Below are 16599 nucleotides of genomic sequence, written 5' to 3' on the forward strand. Positions count from 1 at the left end.
CCGTCGATGCTCTGTGGTCGCCGCCATCCGGCTCCGTCCACACGGCGCACGCACGACCCCGGAGGAACCCCCGTATGACAACGTCCCCACCACAGGTGGAACCCGTCGACACACCGATGACCCACAAGCAGCGCATCAACGCGCTGGTCGGCCTGCTGCTCGGCATGTTCGTCGCCCTGACCTCGGCCACGATCGTGTCCAACGCACTGCCGACGATCATCACCCAGCTACACGGCACCCAGGATCAGTACACCTGGGTCGTGACGGCGACCCTGCTGGCCTCGACGGCCGCCACCCCGATCTGGGGCAAGCTGTCCGACGTCTTCAGCAAGAAGCTCCTCGTCCAGTTGTCGCTCGGCGTGTTCACCATCGGCTCTATGCTCGCCGGTCTGTCGACCTCGGTCTCGATGCTGATCGGCTTCCGTGTGATCCAGGGCCTCGGCCTCGGCGGCATGCAGTCGCTGGTCATGATCGTCATCGCGTCGATGTTCAGCCCGCGTGAGCGCGGCCGCTACCAGGGCGCCATCGCCGGCGTCATGTCGATCGCAACGGTCGCCGGACCGCTGATGGGTGGCGTTATCGTCGACACCAGCTGGCTCGGTTGGCGCTGGACTTTCTACGTGTGCGTCCCGCTGGCCGTCATCGCCATGATCGTCGTGCAGCGCACCCTCAACCTGCCGGTCGTCCGACGCAAGGTGTACATCGACTACGCCGGCGCCCTGCTCATCTCGGGCGGCGTCAGCGTCATCTTGATCTGGGTCACTCTTGCCGGCAAGAACTTCGACTGGGTCTCGGCCGTGTCGTTCGGTCTCGTCGCACTCGGACTCGCCCTGCTCGCCGTCGCGATCTGGGTGGAGTCCAGGGCCAAGGACCCGATCATCCCGCTGCACCTGTTCAAGGAGCGCACGACCACCCTCGCCACCATCGCGAGCATCGCGGTCGGCGTGGCCCTGTTCGGCGGCGCGGTGTTCCTGGGCCAGTACTTCCAGATCGCCCGCGGCTACTCGCCCACCGCAGCCGGCCTGCTGACCCTCCCGATGGTTTTCGGTTCGGTGGTCTCGGCGACCCTCTCCGGACGCCTCATCACCAAGTACGGCCGGTGGAAGAACTACCTGGTTGCCGGCTCGATCGCGATGGCGGTCGGCTTCGGGCTCCTGGCGACGATCGACGCCCACACCAACATGGCGGTCCTGAGCGGTTACCTGTTCGCCCTGGGACTCGGGATGGGCATGACCATGCAGAACCTGGTGCTCGCGGTGCAGAACACCGTGGAGCCGAAGAACCTCGGCGCGGCCACCTCGACCGTGACGTTCTTCCGCTCACTCGGCGGCGCGGCCGGCGTCTCGGTGCTCGGCGCGGTGCTGTCCAACCACGTCACCGATCTCATCGGTCAGGGTCTGCGCGCGATCGGCATCACCCCAATCCGGCTCGGGCGGTGCGGGTCTGTCGAACCTCAACGAACTGCCCGCACCCATCGCGGCGATCGTCCGCGGCGCGTACGGCGACGGCACGGCCCGGATTTTCCTGGTCTCGATGGCGATGGCGATCGTCGGCACGATCGCGGTCCTCTTCATCAAGGAGGTCGCCCTCAACACCCTGACCGGCGAGGAGCAGCGGATCGCCGCGGAGGCGGCCGTCGCCTCGACCGACGAGGAGTTCGCTCAGGTCATCGCCGGCGAGACGTTCGACGCCACGGGAGTCGAAGGCACGGGGGTGGACGCCGACCGCGGCCGGCGGGCGCTCATTGACGAATCGGACGGGCGCGGGTGATTCTTGGCCGGTGAAATCGGACCAGTCGCCCTCCGCCGACTCAGCCCCGCTGCCTCTGGCGGGGATCACCGTCGTCGCCCTCGAGCAGGCCGTCGCCGCGCCTCTCGCCACCCGGCATCTCGCCGACCTGGGGTGCACGGGTGATCAAGGTCGAGCGCGTGGGTGAAGGGGACTTCGCCCGGCAGTACGACTCGGCCGTGCGCGGCGGCGCGGGTTCGCATTTCGTGTGGCTGAACCGCGGCAAGGAATCGGTCGAACTCGACCTCAAGAGTGAAGCCGGCCGCAACGCGATCAAGACCCTGATCGCGAATGCCGACGTCTTCCTGCAGAATCTGGCCCCCGGCGCCGCGGCGCGCCTCGGACTCGGCGCCGACGCCCTCCGCGCCGACCATCCCGAGCTGATCGTCGTCGACATGTCCGGATACGGCGACGCCGGCCCGTTCCGCGACCGCAAGGCCTACGACATGCTCGTCCAGGCCGAGACGGGCCTGATCTCGGTGACCGGGACGCCCGAGGACATGACCAAGACCGGCATCCCGTCCTCCGACATCGCCGCCGGGATGTACGCCCTCACCTCGGTGCTGTCGGCGCTGTTCCGCCGCGCCACCACCGGCATCGGCGCACGGGTGTCGGTGTCGATGTTCGACTCCACGGTCGAGTGGATGGGGCACGCCATGTACATGCGGCTCTACGGCGGCACACAGATCGCCCGCGTCGGCCTCGGCCACGCGGCGATCGTGCCGTACGACAAGTACCCCACCCCAGGACGGCGCCATCCTCATCGGAGTCCAGAACGACCGCGGGTGGGACACGCTGACCCGCATCGTGCTCGATCGCCCGGACCTCGCCGAGGACCCCCGGTACAAGACCAACATTGATCGCGTCTCCCGTCGAACGGAGGTCGACGCCGTCATCGCGGCGGAGACCAAACGGTTCACCACCGCGGAGCTCGACCGCCGCCTCGCCGACGCAGGTGTACCGGCCGCCGAGATCCGCGACCTCGAGGCCGTGGTGGAGCATCCGCAGCTCAGCGAACGCGACCGCTGGCGCGACGTCGCCACCGAGGTCGGACCGATCAAGGCGGTGCTGCCGCCGATGACGTTCGACGACGTCGAGCTCGCGATGGGACCGGTACCCGCTCTGGGCGAACACACCGAAACGGTGCTCCGCGAGTTCGGCATCGTCGCGGGCGAGCGGCCCTGACGGTGATCGGCTCAGCGTAGGATCGGCTGAGCGGACCTGCAGCCCTCGGGTCCCGCGTTTTCTTGCACGGATACGACGACCTCTCGGAGGCGATATGTCCGACGATTCGCTCTACACAACCCGGGATTCGGGCGCGCCGGCCGGGAGTGACGAACACTCTCTGACGGTGGGCGCCGGAGGACCGATCGTCCTGCACGATCACTACCTGATCGAGCAGATGGCCCAGTTCAACCGCGAACGAATTCCCGAACGACAGCCACATGCCAAGGGCAGTGGCGCTTTCGGAACGTTCGAGACCACCGAGGACGTCTCGGCCTACACCAGCGCCGCACTGTTCCAGCCGGGCGTGAAAACCGAGATGGTGGCACGGTTCTCGACGGTGGCCGGCGAACGCGGCAGCCCCGACACCTGGCGTGACCCACGCGGTTTCGCGCTGAAGTTCTACACGTCCGAGGGCATCTACGACATGGTCGGCAACAACACGCCGATCTTCTTCGTCAAGGACCCGATGAAGTTCCAGCACTTCATCCGCTCCCAGAAACGTCGCCAGGACAACAACCTTCGCGACCACGACATGCAGTGGGACTTCTGGACGCTGTCGCCCGAGTCCGCCCACCAGGTCACCTGGCTGATGGGCGACCGCGGTATCCCGAAGACGTGGCGTCACATGAACGGATACAGCTCGCACACGTATCTGTGGGTCAACGCCGAAGGCGTGAAGCACTGGGTCAAGTACCATTTCAAGTCCGACCAGGGCGTCGAACACCTGACGCAGCACGAGGCCGATCAGATGGCCGCTGCCGACACCGATTTCCACACCCGGGACCTGTTCGAGAACATCGACGCCGGCAACCATCCGAGCTGGACGCTGAAGGTCCAGCTCATGCCGTTCGACGACGCGGTGGGTTACCGGTTCAACCCATTCGACCTGACCAAGGTGTGGCCGCACGGCGACTACCCGCTGATCGACGTCGGCAAGATGACGCTGCACACCAACCCGGTCGATCACCACACGCAGATCGAACAGGTGGCCTTCGAGCCGAACAACGTCGTGCCCGGCATCGGTTTCAGCCCCGACCGGATGTTGTTGGGACGCGTCTTCTCCTACGCCGACGCCCACCGGCACCGTCTCGGCGGCAACTACAAGCAGATCCCGGTCAACGCGCCGAAGAACGAGGTCCACTCGTACTCGAAGGACGGCGCGATGCGCATCCACAACGTCACCGACCCGGTCTATGCGCCCAACTCCAAGGGCGGGCCGTCAGCGCTGTATCCCGGTCAGGGCGAACCACAGTGGGCCGCCAACGGTGAGATCCTGCGTAGCGCCTACGTCGATCATCCGGAAGACGACGACTGGGGTCAGGCGGGGACGCTGGTCCGCGAGGTGTTCGACGACGACGAGCGTGAACGGTTCGTCGACAACGTCGTCGGCCACCTTCTCAACGGGGTTTCTGAACCCGTGCTGCAGCGCGCGTTCGAGTACTGGCACCGCGTCGATCCCGACATCGGTGCGCGAATCAAGTCGGGCGTGACCGAGAAGAAGGACGAGTCCGACCCCAAGGCGGATGACCAGGCCAATCCGGCCCGGTCGTCGATGCAGGAGAAGGCGAAGGCCGAGAAGGCGTAGCGAACCTCACTCCCAGATCTCAACTCGGCCGCCAGACTTCGATCGAAGTCTGGCGGCCGAGTTGAGTTCGTACGGTTCCAAACAGCAGGCACCCTCACGGAGGAGTCGCCGACTAGGCTCGAACCCGTGAGTGTGCGCGCAGGCATCGTGGTGACCGGAACCGAGGTACTGACCGGGCGGATCGCCGACCAGAACGGCCCGTGGCTGTCCGAGCAACTGCTGTCGCTCGGCGTCGACGTCGCCCACATCACCATCTGCGGCGATCGACCCGCCGACCTCACCGCCCAGCTGCGATTCCTCGCCGACCAGCAGGTCGATCTCATCGTCACCAGCGGCGGTCTCGGTCCCACCGCCGACGACCTCACGGTTGCGACGGTCGCCGAGTTCTGCGGGCGCGACCTGCAGCTCGACGCAGCTCTCGAGGAGCACATCGCCGGCATCATCCGACGCTGGCGACCCGACACCGTCGACCTCGACGAGGGCGCGACCCGCATCGGAATCCGCAAGCAGGCCCACGTTCCCGCCGGTGCCGTGGCGATACCGCCCACCGGCACGGCGCCGGGCGTCGCCATTCCCGCCTCACCCGGTACACCGCCCGTGCCGGCGATCCTCGTCCTGCCCGGCCCGCCCGGTGAACTCCAGGCAATGTGGCCGACCGCGATCGCCTCACCCGCCATCGCCGACGTGGTGTCCCGGGCCGACGACCTCACGCAAGAGACCATCCGTGCCTACGGTCTGCACGAGGCCGAGCTCGCCGAGACCCTGCGCCGCGCCGAGAAGACCATCGCCGGCTTCGCTGCCCTCGAGATCACCACCTGCCTGCGACGCGGGGAACTCGACATGGTCACCCGGTTCGCCGCCGCCGACGCCGGGACCTACGGTCGGCTCTTGGAATTCCTCGCCGAACACCATGTGCGGCAGATCTTCTCGACCGACGGATCGACCATCGAGGACCAGCTCATCGCGACGCTCGACGGTCGGTTGATCGCCACGGCGGAATCCTGCACCGGCGGACTCGTCGCAGCTCGACTCACCGATCGTCCCGGTTCCTCCGCCTACGTCATGGGCGGCGTCGTGTCGTACTCCAACGATGCGAAGTCCGACCTCATCGACGTCCCCGCCGACCTCATCGCCTCCCACGGCGCGGTCAGCGAAGAGGTCGCCGCGGCGATGGCCGAGGGCGCCGTCCGCCATCTCAAGTCCGACGTGGCGGTGTCGACCACCGGAATCGCCGGCCCCGACGGCGGCACCGAGGCCAAGCCGGTCGGCACCGTCTGCTTCGGCGTCGCGATCAAGGGCCGTCCCACCTACACGGTCACGCGTCGCTTCCCCGGTGACCGGGAACGGGTTCGCTCACTCACCACCACGGCCGCCCTGCATCTGGTTGTCGCACAGCTCAAGCGAGACCAGGCCGCCGGCTGACCTCCCGCTGATCGAGACCTACAGCGGCCCCGTCGGCAACTGTCGGCGGACGAGCTTGCCGGTGGGGTTGCGCGGCAGCTCGTCGACGAACACCACGTCACGCGGCACCTTGTATCGGGCGAGATGCGCCTTCACGTGCGCCTTGATGTCGTCGGGCGACGGGTCGGCGTGTGGGGCCGCGACAACGAAGGCGCGCAACCGCTTTCCGAACTCGTCATCGTCGACCCCGATCACCGCGACATCGTCGATGTCGGGGTGCTCGGCGAGCAGGTTCTCCACTTCGAGCGGATAGACGTTCTCCCCGCCGGACACGATCATGTCGTCGTCGCGACCGTCGATGTGCAGCAGGCCGTGCTGGTCGAAGCGGGCCATGTCGCCGGTCGACATGTAACCGTCGATGATCTCCTTGTTCCGACCGTCGGTGTACCCCTCGAAAGGTGCACCGTTGCGGACGAAAAGTCTTCCGCGGACATTTGTTCCGGTGATCCGGCGGCCCTCGTCGTCGAACAGGGCGAGGCGGCTGGTGACCGGCGGCCGTCCCACCGTGCCCGGGGCGAGCCGCAGTTCCTTCGGCTGCGCCACCGACGCGACAGCCACCTCCGTCGACCCGTAGAGGTTGTAGAGGACGTCACCGAAGGTGTCCTGGACGGCTTCCGAAAGCGTCGGCGACAGAGCCGATCCCGCGATCACGATGATCCGCAGCGCGGACGTGTCGTACTTCTTGATGACGTCGGGGCCGAGAGCGACCATGCGGTGAAGCATCGTCGGAACCGCGACCAGCACCTCCGCCTTGTGTTCGGCCAGCGCGGCCAGCGTCTTCTCCGGGTCGAACCGTCGCATGACCACGGCCTTGTTTCCCAGAGCGGCGCCGACACCCCAGAGTGCGAAGCCGGTGGAGTGGAAGATCGGCGAGACGATCACCATCGTGCCCCGTTGCGGGAACGGAATCCGGTCCAGGAGCAGGGCGCTGGAGAACGGCGACAACTTGGAGCGTTGCGCACCCTTGGGCAGACCGGTGGTGCCGCTCGTCAGGATCACGAGTCCGGCCCACTCGTCCGGCTCCGCGGGCGTGGACGTGTCCCCGCCGGCGACGATGTCGTCGAGGGTACGAACCCCCTCGGGGACCGGGCGCTCGCCATCGACCCAGGTCACGATCCGTAACGTCGCGGGCGGAAGGGCGTCGGCGAGGTCGGTGAACTCCTCGTCGTAGAGCATCGCGACGATCTTCTCGCGTTCGGCGACCTCGACGAACTGGGTCTTGCCGAACCCGGTGTTCATCATGGCCAGCCGCACACCGGCCTTGCCCGCGGCGCTCATCGTCGTCAGCAGACCTCGGTGGTCGCGCGCGATCACGCCGATCACCGAGCCTCGCTCGACGCCGGAGGAGAGTAGATGGTTGGCCAACGCGTTCGCGTTGGCATCGATCTCGCCATAGGTCAGCTCGCCACGCTCATCAGCGACCGCACCCGCTTCCGGGTACTCGTCCGCACCGTGCGCCACCACCGAGGCACAGGGCCCGATGATCTTCGCGCGCTTGACCGTTGTGAGGAGCTCCTTGGGTCGCGTGGGGTCCAGCAGACCCGAACGCCTGAGCACCTTGAATGCGCCGACGGCGTCCTGTACCTGTTCGACGGCGGTTCCGACCGCACCGGTCACCGAGACCATGTCCACCCACCTTTCGCGGCCGAGCCGCTAGTCCGCGCCCTCGGGTCGGCTCGACGATGACGCGACGTTGGTCACGGGCGTCACCATGGCCGATGCAGGTGCCAGAGTAGGTCGCCACCCGCTCGGCCATGTCCGCTTCGCCGAAATCGGCTCGGCCCCAACGCATACCGGGCCGTGGCCGGGTTTCCGGCGGCGACGAGGGTGTCCGCCACCGTAAGCAGGTAACTGATTCATTGCGCTTTCGCGGCAACTCTGACAACATCTGTCTTCAGATAGAGGGTGGAGGAACATGTTCAGTCTTCGACGATTGACGACGCTCGTCACCGCTGCCGTGGTGTGCACGATGACGGCGACGGCGGGCCTTTCGGGGGTCGGCGCGGCCGCGGCCGCGCCGTCCACGAAGTACCCCGTGTCCTGGGACTTCCGGTCCGCCATCCCCGACGCGCTCAACCAGACGTTGGACGCGAACTGGTCCCCACCGGGCGCCAACGACCCGTCGTGCAAACTCACGGAGGACCGCCCCAACCCGGTGATCCTGCTGAACGCCACCGCCACCACCCAGTGGGCCTACAGTGCCGGCGCCCCGTACCTCGCCAACCGCGGATACTGCGTCTACACGCTCAACTACGGCAACATCACGCCGATCCCGAGCTTCCCCATCCAGGGTCTCGCCGACATCGAGCGGTCGGCCCGCGAGGTCTCACGCAACATCGACCGGATCATGCGACGCACCGGCGCGAAGAAGGTCGATCTGGTCGGTTGGTCGCAGGGCGGTGGCTTGTTGCCGCACTACTACATCGACTTTCTCGGCGGTGACAAGAAGGTCGACAAGGTCATCGGCATCGCGCCCGGCAACCACGGTTCGACGGGCGACATGCTCACCTACGTCCGGTATTTCATTCCACCGTTCGGACCCGTCGGCTACGACATCTTCAAGGCACTGTTCCCGGCCTTCGCACAGCAGGCACAGTATTCGGACCTCGTTCGCAAGGTCTACGGCAACGGTGACACCAAGCCGGGACCGCACTACACGACGATCGTCACCAAGTACGACGAGATCGCGACCCCGTTCACCAACGGCTTCCTCGAGGGTGACAACGTCACGAACATCCTTCTGCAGGAGGCCTGTCCGGTAGATCTCTCCGAGCACCTGTCCATCGCGTTCAGTGAGCGCGCCTGGCGTCACGTGCGGAATGCGTTGACTCCCGCCGAGGCCACCCGCGTACCCTGCTTCCAGGTCGATCCCTTCTACCCCGGAATGAGTGAAGGCCGATGACCGCGGACCCGGTCCCCGACGCGTCCGTCGACAACTCCGAGATGACTCCCCTCGGACCGGATTCGGTCGCGTGGAAAGTATTCGGCGACCTGACCTTCGTCCTGGGTGCGCCCCGTCGGCTCCTCATCGACGTCGCCCACCCCGTGGTGGCGACCGGCGTGCGCGAGTTCTCGGTCTTCGAGACCGACCCGTACGGACGCGCCGAACGCACACTCGACATGATCATGGGCGTCGTCTACGGCCGCGACGACGCACTCACCATGGCGCGCCGGCTGCGCGAACGCCACCGCGACATCAAGGGCCGCAATCCCGACGGCTCCCGCTGGAGCTCACTGAATCCCGAAGCGTTCCACTGGGTTCACGCGAGTCTCGTGCACGGGATCTACACCCAGCAGAGAGAACTGGGTCGTGGGTGGAGGCCCGGCGAGGTCGAGCAGTTCTACCTCGAGATGCGTCAGGTCGGGCGTATGTACGGGGTGCGCGAGCAGGACATGCCGGAGAACTGGGATGCGTTCTGCGCCTGGTTCGACGAGATGACCCGCACCCGACTCGAGCGTTCCGACATGACCGATCGCGTCTTCGGTGTGGTGACGTCGCCGAAACCGCCGCCGCACATCCCGGTTCTACGGCACGCGCTCGTCTGGAACGCCACGGTCCGTCCGGTGGCCGGGCTCGTGCTGGGCACCGTCACCGCAGGGCTTCTCACGCCGGAACTGCGAGATCTGCTCGGCATCGATTGGGGCGCCGCACGGCGCTTCCTCTTCCGCCTGATCTCGCTGCAGTCGCGGGTGATCGTCCCGCGTCTGCCCAGGGCTGTCCGCATGGTTCCCCACGCGCGCGCGGCGTACCGGTAAACGAACGACAGTGCTCCCGCACAACGAATCATGCGGGAGCACAGCGGCTTCGGTGATCAGAAGGCGCGCAGGTTCTCCCTCAGGGTCGAGCCGGTGTACTCGTCGCGGATGAGTCCACGGCGGCGCAGCTCGGGCGCCAGACCGTCGGAGATCATCGCCAGGTTCATACGCGTGGTGGGCAGGTAGAACAGGAAGCCGTCGCCGCCCGCCTCCTCCATGATCTCGCCCATCTTGTCGGCGATGGTCGACGGTGAACCGACGAGACCCATGTCCTTGACCTGGAAGCTGCTCGCCACGACCTCGCGCAGGGTCTCGTCCTCGCGGCCGCCGAACAGACCGGCGATCGAGGTGTACTCGCCGTTCTGCTTGGACAGGTCGATGTCGCCGACCCTGGTGTCGGGGTCGATGGCGCCGAAGTCGATGCGGCCGCCCGAGGTGTAGGACATGTTCCACAGGTTGTACTCGATGGCCTTGTCGGTCTTGCGGAATGCCTGAGCCGCTTCGTAGGCTGCCTGGGCCTCGGCGTCGGTGGCCGCGATCGTGGGGGTCGCGATGAAGAGGACCTTGATGTGGTCGGGGTTGCGTCCGGCGGCGGCCGCGCGCGCACGGATGTCCGCTCGGTAGGCCTTTGCGTCCGCGGCGTCCTTGACGATGGCGATCTGGGTGTCGTCGTAGTTGGCGGCGAGCACGCGACCGGGCTCCGAGCTGCCGGCCGAGCACACGGGGACCTCGCGCTGCGGGCCCGGGATGGTGTTCAGCGGGCCGCGGCACTTGAAGAACTTGCCGACGAACTCGATCGGGTTGACCTTGGTGTGGTCGGCGTAGACACCGGAGTAGGGATCGGCGATGACGGCGCCCTCCTCCCACGAGTTCTGCAGCGCCTTGACGACGTCGATCCACTCCATCGCCATCTCGTAGCGTTCGTCGTGCTCGAGATGCCGTTCGTAACCGAAGTTCTGGGCGACGCGGTCGGTGACGCTGGTGACCACGTTCATGCCCACGCGACCCTCGGTGAGGTGATCGAGGGTGGTGAACGCACGCGCCGCGAGGAACGGCGGGTACTGGATGGTCGACACGGTCGGGATGATGCCGATGTGCTTGGTCTGCTGGGTCATCAGCGGCACCAGCGGCAGCGGGTCGTTCTTGGGGGCCATGAAGCCGCGACGCAGCGAGGTCTCGGCGGAGTTCTTATAGGAATCTTCGACCATCGAGGTGTCCTCGATGAGGATGTAGTCGAAGCCGGCACGTTCGAGACTCTTGGCCATGTCGACGTGGATGTCGGGCTTCATCCAGTCCAGGTGGTTGGTGCCGGTCCACGGACCGTCACCGTTCGTCGGGCTCCAGGGGTGAATGCCGAAGCCGTCTCCGAGGAACCAACCCATGTGGAACATTGCGATCTCCTGTCGTGAGAAATGGTTGTGAGATGTGTTGCCACCGGCCGGGGCGGCCGGCGAGTCGCGGGTGGGGTCAGGCCGCTGCTTCCATGGCCTGGTAGGCGCCGACCAGCGTCTGCGTGTAGTCGTTCGACGGCGCCTCGAGGATCGACCTCGTCTCGCCCGATTCGACGACCCTGCCGCGGTTCATCACGAGCAGGTCGTCGGTGATGAAGGCAGTCGCCGGGAGTCCGTGCGAGATGAAGACGAGCCCGAGCGAGTGCGTCTTCACGTAGTTCTTGAGGAGGTTGAGGACCACCGCCTGGGCCGACACGTCGAGCGCACTCACCGCCTCGTCGCAGACCAGGATGTCCGGCCCGGCGACGAGCGCCCGTGCGATCGAAAGACGTTGCCGCTGACCGCCGGAGAGCTGGTGCGGAAACCGCTCGACGAGTTCGGGAGCGATGCCGAGTTCGGCGACGATCGCGTCCACGGCGGCGTCGGCCGCCTTCTCGTCGAGCCCGCCGAGGATCTGCGCCGGGCGTCGGATCGCCTCGCGGATGATCCGCCGGGGATCGAACGTCGTGGTGGTGTCCTGGGCCACGAGCTGCACCTTGCGGCGGTACGCGAGGCGGCCGGGACGACGTTCGAGAAGCCGGGACAGGTCGCGGCCGTCGACGAGGACCTGCCCCGAGGTCGGCGTGGTGAGTCCGACGATCATCTTGCCGAGAGTCGACTTGCCCGAACCGCTTTCGCCGACGATCCCGGTGGCTCGGCCGCTCTCCAGCTTGGTGGTCACCCCGCCGACAGCGGTCACCTTGCGCCCGTACTGCTTGTGGACGTCGACGACCTCGATGATCGTGCTCATGCTGCCGCCTCCTCTCTCATGACCGTCTCCAGGGTCGGAAGACGGTCCAGCTGAGCCGAACTCAGCGTGGGCATGCATTCCAGCAATCCCCGGGTGTAGGGGTGCGTCGCATGATCGAGGTCGGCGGCGGCGATGATCTCCACGGCGCTGCCGGCCTGCATGACGAGCACCTTGTCGGCGAAACGTCGTGCAAGCGCGATGTCGTGGGTGATGAAGACCAGCGACGCACCGTTCTCGATGGTGAGGCCGGTCATGAGTTCCATGACCGACACCGCCAGGGACGCGTCGAGTGCACTCGTCGGTTCGTCCGCGACGAGCAATTCGGGCTCGGACGCCAGTGCGATCGCCATCATCACGCGCTGACGCATGCCGCCGGAGAGCTGGCCGGGTACCGACGACATCACCCGGCGCGGTTCGACGATGCCGACCTGCTCCAGGCGGGCCTCCGCGACCGCGGCCCGCGCCTTGCGGGAGCCGTACCTGCTCTTCGGCAGGACCGCCGTGAGCTGACTGCCCACCGACCAGATCGGATCGAGGGAGCTCATGGCGTCCTGGAAGATCATCGAGATCCCCTCGCGCCGAGCCGGGATCCTCTGAGCCTTCCCCGCCAGCAGCGAGCGACCCGACAGCGACATCGTCGCCGCCGACACCTCGCCCACTCCAGGCGGGATGAACCCGCCGAGTGCGTTGGCGATGCTCGACTTCCCCGAGCCCGACTCGCCGACGATGGCGACCCGCTCGCGCCGGCCGATCGTGAAGGAGGTCGGGTGGATCTTCTCCACCCCGCCGTAACGGATCGTCAGATCGGTGACCTCGAGGACCGGGGCAGGAGTGCCCGTGAGGTCCTCTTCGGCTACCGCGACCTGGTCGGTGAGCGTGGTCATGGCTTGAGCTCCGAGTAGTCGATCACGCTGTCGGTGCGGAAGACGTAACCCTCGACACCGTTGGCGAATGCGTTGAGCGGCTGTACGTATCCGATGTACACCGTCGGCATCTGGTCCTGCAGGACGCGCTCGGCCTCGTTCCACTTGCCCCAGGCGGCCGGGGTGAGCGGCTCGCCGGAGGCGTTGCCCGCAGCGATGGCGTTGTTCAGCGGTGCGTAATCGAAGTCCGGCCAGTTGATCGGCGATCCGGGGGTGTAGAAGAGCGACAGCACGTACGGCGGGGACTGCACGACCGCGTAGTCACGGCCCATCGATGCCTGGAACGTCTTGTTGGCCAGACCTTCCTGGAACACCGCCGAGTTCACCTCGTTGATCGTGACCTCGAATCCCGCAGCGCGGGCCGCCGTCTGGATCTGGACGGCAGTCTCTTTGAGATCCGGCACGGCGTTGTTGACGGTCAGCTCGAACTTCACCGGGGTGGTGATCCCCGCGTTGCGCAGGATCTCCAGCGACTTCGCCGGATCGGTGGTGTTGCTCTTCAACCCGTCGCCGTTGTAGTCCGGCAGCGTGTCGTTCAGGATCGACGAGATCGGACCCAGCCGACCCTTGTAGACGTCCTTCATGATCGCGTCGTAGGGAACCGCGTGGGAGAACGCGCGGCGGACCTCGACGTTGTCGAACGGCGCCTTGGTGGTGGTCAGCGGAACGTAGACGTAGGCATTGCTGGGCACCGTGAAAATCTGGGCGGCGTTGGCATCGCGCAGGGCGACCTGGTCCGCGGGACGCAGCTGCGTGGCAACCGATGCGTCACCGCTCTTGACGAGGTTGGAGCGCTGGCCGGCGTCGGCGACGACGCGCTGGACGACACGCTTCACCCCGGGCTCGCCGAGAGCGTATCCGGGGTTGGCCTCATAGACCATCTGCTGGCCGGGGGTGTAGCTGGTCAGCTTGTACGCACCGAAGCCGAAGTCCGCGTTGGTCTTCGAGTACTCGACGCCGTACGGGTCGTCCGGAGTGGCGTTCGCCGTCAGCACCTCGGAGTCGTAGATGGCGTACGGGGAGTTCGCCAGCAGCGACAGCAGCGTGAAGCCGTGCGACGGATCGGCGATCGAGATGGCGACGGTGGCGTCGTCGACCTTTTTCACCTGGTCGGGCGAGGTGATGACCGGAGCGCTGACGAAGGACACGATGCTGGTGTCGACCTCGAACTTGCGCTTGAACGAGAAGATCACGTCGTCGGCGTCGAGGGCATTGCCGGCGGCGCTCTTGGCCTCGGTGTTGAGGTGGAAGGTGTAGGTCTCGCCGTCAGGGCTGACCTCGTAGCTCTTGGCCAGCACGGGCTCGAACTTGAAGAGCTCCTGGTGTGCCGAGAGTCCGTCGGACCCTGCGATGTACGGGTTGCGGATGAGGGTGGCGCCGGTGTTCAGGAAGAACTCGGCAGCCTCGTAACCGGTTGCGCTGGTCTCGTAGCTGAAGCTCGGCGGCTGGGCGGCGGTCACGATGACCACCCCGCCCTCGGCGGAGTCGTTCGACGACCCGCCACCACACGCGCTGAGTGTCAGTGCGGCGGCGAGGGCGAGCGCGGTTCCGCTCACCAGGGTGGACAGTCGTTTCATGGTTGTCGGGGCTCCGTTCTGGGAAGGGTTGAGAGAGGCAGTCGGATGTCTGATGGTCAGACCCGTCGGCGACGGGAGATGAAGGCGGTGACCCGGGAGGCAGCCCACACCGAGTAGGCGAGTGCGAGAACCGGGAACAGGGCGGGCCACCAGCGTCCGACCGCACGGATGACCGACGCCGTCGGTCGTTTCGGCATACTGTTCGATGACCCACGCTCATCGAACCGGGAGGTCCCCGTGGCCAGTGGTCTCGTCGCTCTGCTCGACGACATCGCGACACTCACCCGTGCCGCCGCCGCGTCACTCGACGACATCGGCGCCGCGGCCGGAAAGGCGAGTGTGAAGGCTGCGGGCGTCGTCGTCGACGACACCGCGGTGACCCCGCGCTACGTCGACGGGTTCACCCCCGACCGCGAGCTGCCGATCGTCCGCAAGATCGCGATCGGCTCGATCCGCAACAAATTGCTGATCATCCTGCCCGTCGCGATGATCCTCAGTCAGTTCCTCCCGCAGGCCCTGCCGTATCTGTTGATCGCCGGCGGTCTGTTCCTCTCCTACGAGGGTGCGGAGAAGGTCTACGAGGCGATCACCGGCGGTCATCACGAGGAGGGGTCCGGGTCCAGGAAGGGCGATCCCGAATTCGAGAAGCACATGGTCAGCGGCGCGATCCGCACCGACCTCATCCTCTCGGCCGAGATCATGGTGATCTCGCTGTCCTCGGTCGAGAACGAACCGTTCTGGACTCGCCTGGGCGTTTTGATCGTCGTCGCGTTCCTGATCACCGCACTCGTCTACGGCGTGGTCGCGATCATCGTGAAGATGGACGACGTCGGGCTCGCGCTCGCACAACGGGAGTCGACGTTCAGTCAGAAGGTCGGCCGCGGGCTGGTCACCGCGATGCCCAAGATCATGTCGACCCTCACCGTGGTCGGTATCGCCGCGATGCTGTGGGTCGGCGGGCACATCCTCATCGTCAACGTGGGTGAGGCCGGCTTCCACTGGCTCGCCGACCAGCTCCATCACGTCGAGCACTGGTTCGGCGAGCTGGTCCACGGCGGCTTCGGCGGGGTGCTGTCCTGGACGGCGGGCACCGTCCTGTCCGCGGTCGTCGGCCTGATCGTGGGCGCGATCCTCGTCGCGATCCTGCACTTCATCCCGAAGCGGAAGAACAAGGACGCGACCCCGGCCCACTGAGACCCCCCCTGGGATCCACCCCGGTGACCGACCCACCGGACGCACCGGGCACCCTCAGAAGTCGTGAGTACATGGGAACTGTTCGCCGTCCTGCTGGCCGGTGTGGGTGCGGGCGCGATCAACGCGGTCGTCGGTAGCGGCACCCTGATCACCTTCCCGACGCTCGTCGCGTTCGGGGTCCCGCCGGTCAGTGCGACCATCTCCAACGCCATCGGTCTCGTCGCGGGCGGAGTGTCCAGTACTTGGGGATACCGACGTGAACTCGAGGGCCAGTGGCCGCAGCTGCGATGGCAGATCCCCGCGTCGTTCGTGGGCGCGATCGTCGGCTGCTGGCTGCTGCTCCATCTGCCGGAGACGGTGTTCGAGGCGATCGTGCCGATCCTGCTGGTGGCGGCTCTGATCCTGGTCGTCGTGCAACCGTGGATCCAGAAGTGGGTCGGTCGTCGGTCCACCGCGCCGACGCACCTGGGCACGCCGCGCCTGACCCCCGCCCGCATTGCCGCGATGGTGGCCGGCACGTTCGCGGTCGGCATCTACGGCGGGTACTTCACCGCCGCCCAGGGGATCATGCTGATGGCGATCCTCGGTGTCGTGGTCCCCGACCACCTGCAGCGGATGAACGCCGCGAAGAACCTGCTGTCCCTGGTCGTGAACGTCGTCGCGGCCGTCACCTACACGCTCGTCGCCTTCGACCGGATCAACTGGTCGGCGGCCGCAGTCATCGCCGTCGGCTCACTCCTCGGCGGCGTCATCGGGGCCCGCTACGGTCGACGACTCTCACCCCGCGCATTACGCGGGGTGATCGTCGTCGTCGGCCTGATCGGGTTGTGGCGGTTGCTGGCCTGAG

Annotated in this window: 12 protein-coding genes and 2 pseudogenes; 8 read left to right on the top strand and 6 right to left on the bottom strand. The window is 66.7% G+C overall.

From position 1 onward, the window contains the following. Positions 1-74: 74 nt before the first annotated feature. From RVF83_RS04940 to RVF83_RS04955, 4 genes and pseudogenes are all read left to right on the top strand, one after another. Positions 75-1770: pseudogene (locus RVF83_RS04940) on the top strand (MDR family MFS transporter). Positions 1771-1780: 10 nt separating this feature from the next. Then, positions 1781-2973 (top strand): annotated as a pseudogene (locus RVF83_RS04945) (CaiB/BaiF CoA transferase family protein). 94 nt (positions 2974-3067) lie between these two features. After that, positions 3068-4600: a catalase gene (locus RVF83_RS04950; RefSeq protein WP_168432675.1), complete on the top strand. Its 1533-nt coding sequence runs from the start codon at positions 3068-3070 to the stop codon at positions 4598-4600. A 126-nt stretch (positions 4601-4726) separates the two neighbouring features. Then, complete coding sequence (locus RVF83_RS04955) at positions 4727-6022, top strand: competence/damage-inducible protein A (protein ID WP_005193821.1); 1296 nt, start codon at positions 4727-4729, stop codon at positions 6020-6022. Between the two features lie 18 nt (positions 6023-6040). Here RVF83_RS04955 and RVF83_RS04960 read toward each other — a convergent pair whose 3' ends face one another. Next, on the bottom strand, positions 6041-7687 hold the full coding sequence (locus tag RVF83_RS04960; RefSeq protein WP_005193819.1) for an acyl-CoA synthetase: 1647 nt from the start codon (positions 7685-7687) through the stop codon (positions 6041-6043). Positions 7688-7976: 289 nt separating this feature from the next. Here RVF83_RS04960 and RVF83_RS04965 point away from each other — a divergent pair, with 289 nt between their 5' ends. Both RVF83_RS04965 and RVF83_RS04970 read left to right on the top strand, forming a co-directional pair. After that, positions 7977-8963 (top strand): esterase/lipase family protein, encoded by a 987-nt coding sequence (locus tag RVF83_RS04965; RefSeq protein WP_005193818.1) that lies wholly within the window; start codon positions 7977-7979, stop codon positions 8961-8963. Then, complete coding sequence (locus RVF83_RS04970; RefSeq protein WP_005193817.1) at positions 8960-9817, top strand: oxygenase MpaB family protein; 858 nt, start codon at positions 8960-8962, stop codon at positions 9815-9817. Before RVF83_RS04965 ends, RVF83_RS04970 begins: the two co-directional genes overlap by 4 nt. 56 nt (positions 9818-9873) lie before the next feature. Here the strand turns inward: RVF83_RS04970 and RVF83_RS04975 are convergent, their stop codons facing one another. From RVF83_RS04975 to RVF83_RS04995, 5 genes are all read right to left on the bottom strand, one after another. Next, the gene (locus RVF83_RS04975) at positions 9874-11208 is read right to left on the bottom strand and encodes an NtaA/DmoA family FMN-dependent monooxygenase (protein WP_005193816.1); all 1335 of its coding nucleotides are present in this window, start codon (positions 11206-11208) and stop codon (positions 9874-9876) included. Positions 11209-11284: 76 nt separating this feature from the next. Continuing rightward, positions 11285-12058, bottom strand: coding sequence for an ABC transporter ATP-binding protein (locus RVF83_RS04980; protein WP_005193815.1), 774 nt, complete (start codon positions 12056-12058; stop codon positions 11285-11287). Beyond that, complete coding sequence (locus RVF83_RS04985; RefSeq protein ID WP_005193814.1) at positions 12055-12942, bottom strand: ABC transporter ATP-binding protein; 888 nt, start codon at positions 12940-12942, stop codon at positions 12055-12057. Before RVF83_RS04985 ends, RVF83_RS04980 begins: the two co-directional genes overlap by 4 nt. Further along, entirely contained in the window at positions 12939-14558 is a 1620-nt protein-coding gene (locus tag RVF83_RS04990; RefSeq protein ID WP_005193813.1) for an ABC transporter substrate-binding protein, read from the bottom strand. Before RVF83_RS04990 ends, RVF83_RS04985 begins: the two co-directional genes overlap by 4 nt. Before the next feature lie 56 nt (positions 14559-14614). After that, entirely contained in the window at positions 14615-14755 is a 141-nt protein-coding gene (locus tag RVF83_RS04995) for a hypothetical protein (RefSeq protein ID WP_239581719.1), read from the bottom strand. Positions 14756-14795: 40 nt separating this feature from the next. Here RVF83_RS04995 and RVF83_RS05000 point away from each other — a divergent pair, with 40 nt between their 5' ends. Next, a complete protein-coding gene (locus RVF83_RS05000) occupies positions 14796-15752 on the top strand; it encodes a DUF808 domain-containing protein (protein ID WP_005193811.1) in 957 nt (318 codons plus the stop codon). A gap of 63 nt (positions 15753-15815) precedes the next feature. Continuing rightward, positions 15816-16598 (top strand): sulfite exporter TauE/SafE family protein, encoded by a 783-nt coding sequence (locus RVF83_RS05005; protein WP_005193810.1) that lies wholly within the window; start codon positions 15816-15818, stop codon positions 16596-16598. Position 16599 lies beyond the last annotated feature (1 nt).

The organism is Gordonia rubripertincta (assembly GCF_038024875.1).
In the GTDB taxonomy this organism is placed as follows: Bacteria; Actinomycetota; Actinomycetes; order Mycobacteriales; family Mycobacteriaceae; genus Gordonia; species Gordonia rubripertincta.

Coding starts and splice junctions, on each gene's coding strand:
- RVF83_RS04985 (WP_005193814.1), bottom strand. CDS start 12,942: ATGACCACGCTCACCGACCAGGTCGCGGTAGCCGAAGAGGACCTCACG.
- RVF83_RS04950 (WP_168432675.1), top strand. CDS start 3,068: ATGTCCGACGATTCGCTCTACACAACCCGGGATTCGGGCGCGCCGGCC.
- RVF83_RS04995 (WP_239581719.1), bottom strand. CDS start 14,755: ATGCCGAAACGACCGACGGCGTCGGTCATCCGTGCGGTCGGACGCTGG.
- RVF83_RS04965 (WP_005193818.1), top strand. CDS start 7,977: ATGTTCAGTCTTCGACGATTGACGACGCTCGTCACCGCTGCCGTGGTG.
- RVF83_RS04980 (WP_005193815.1), bottom strand. CDS start 12,058: ATGAGCACGATCATCGAGGTCGTCGACGTCCACAAGCAGTACGGGCGC.
- RVF83_RS04970 (WP_005193817.1), top strand. CDS start 8,960: ATGACCGCGGACCCGGTCCCCGACGCGTCCGTCGACAACTCCGAGATG.
- RVF83_RS04960 (WP_005193819.1), bottom strand. CDS start 7,687: ATGGTCTCGGTGACCGGTGCGGTCGGAACCGCCGTCGAACAGGTACAG.
- RVF83_RS04975 (WP_005193816.1), bottom strand. CDS start 11,208: ATGTTCCACATGGGTTGGTTCCTCGGAGACGGCTTCGGCATTCACCCC.
- RVF83_RS04990 (WP_005193813.1), bottom strand. CDS start 14,558: ATGAAACGACTGTCCACCCTGGTGAGCGGAACCGCGCTCGCCCTCGCC.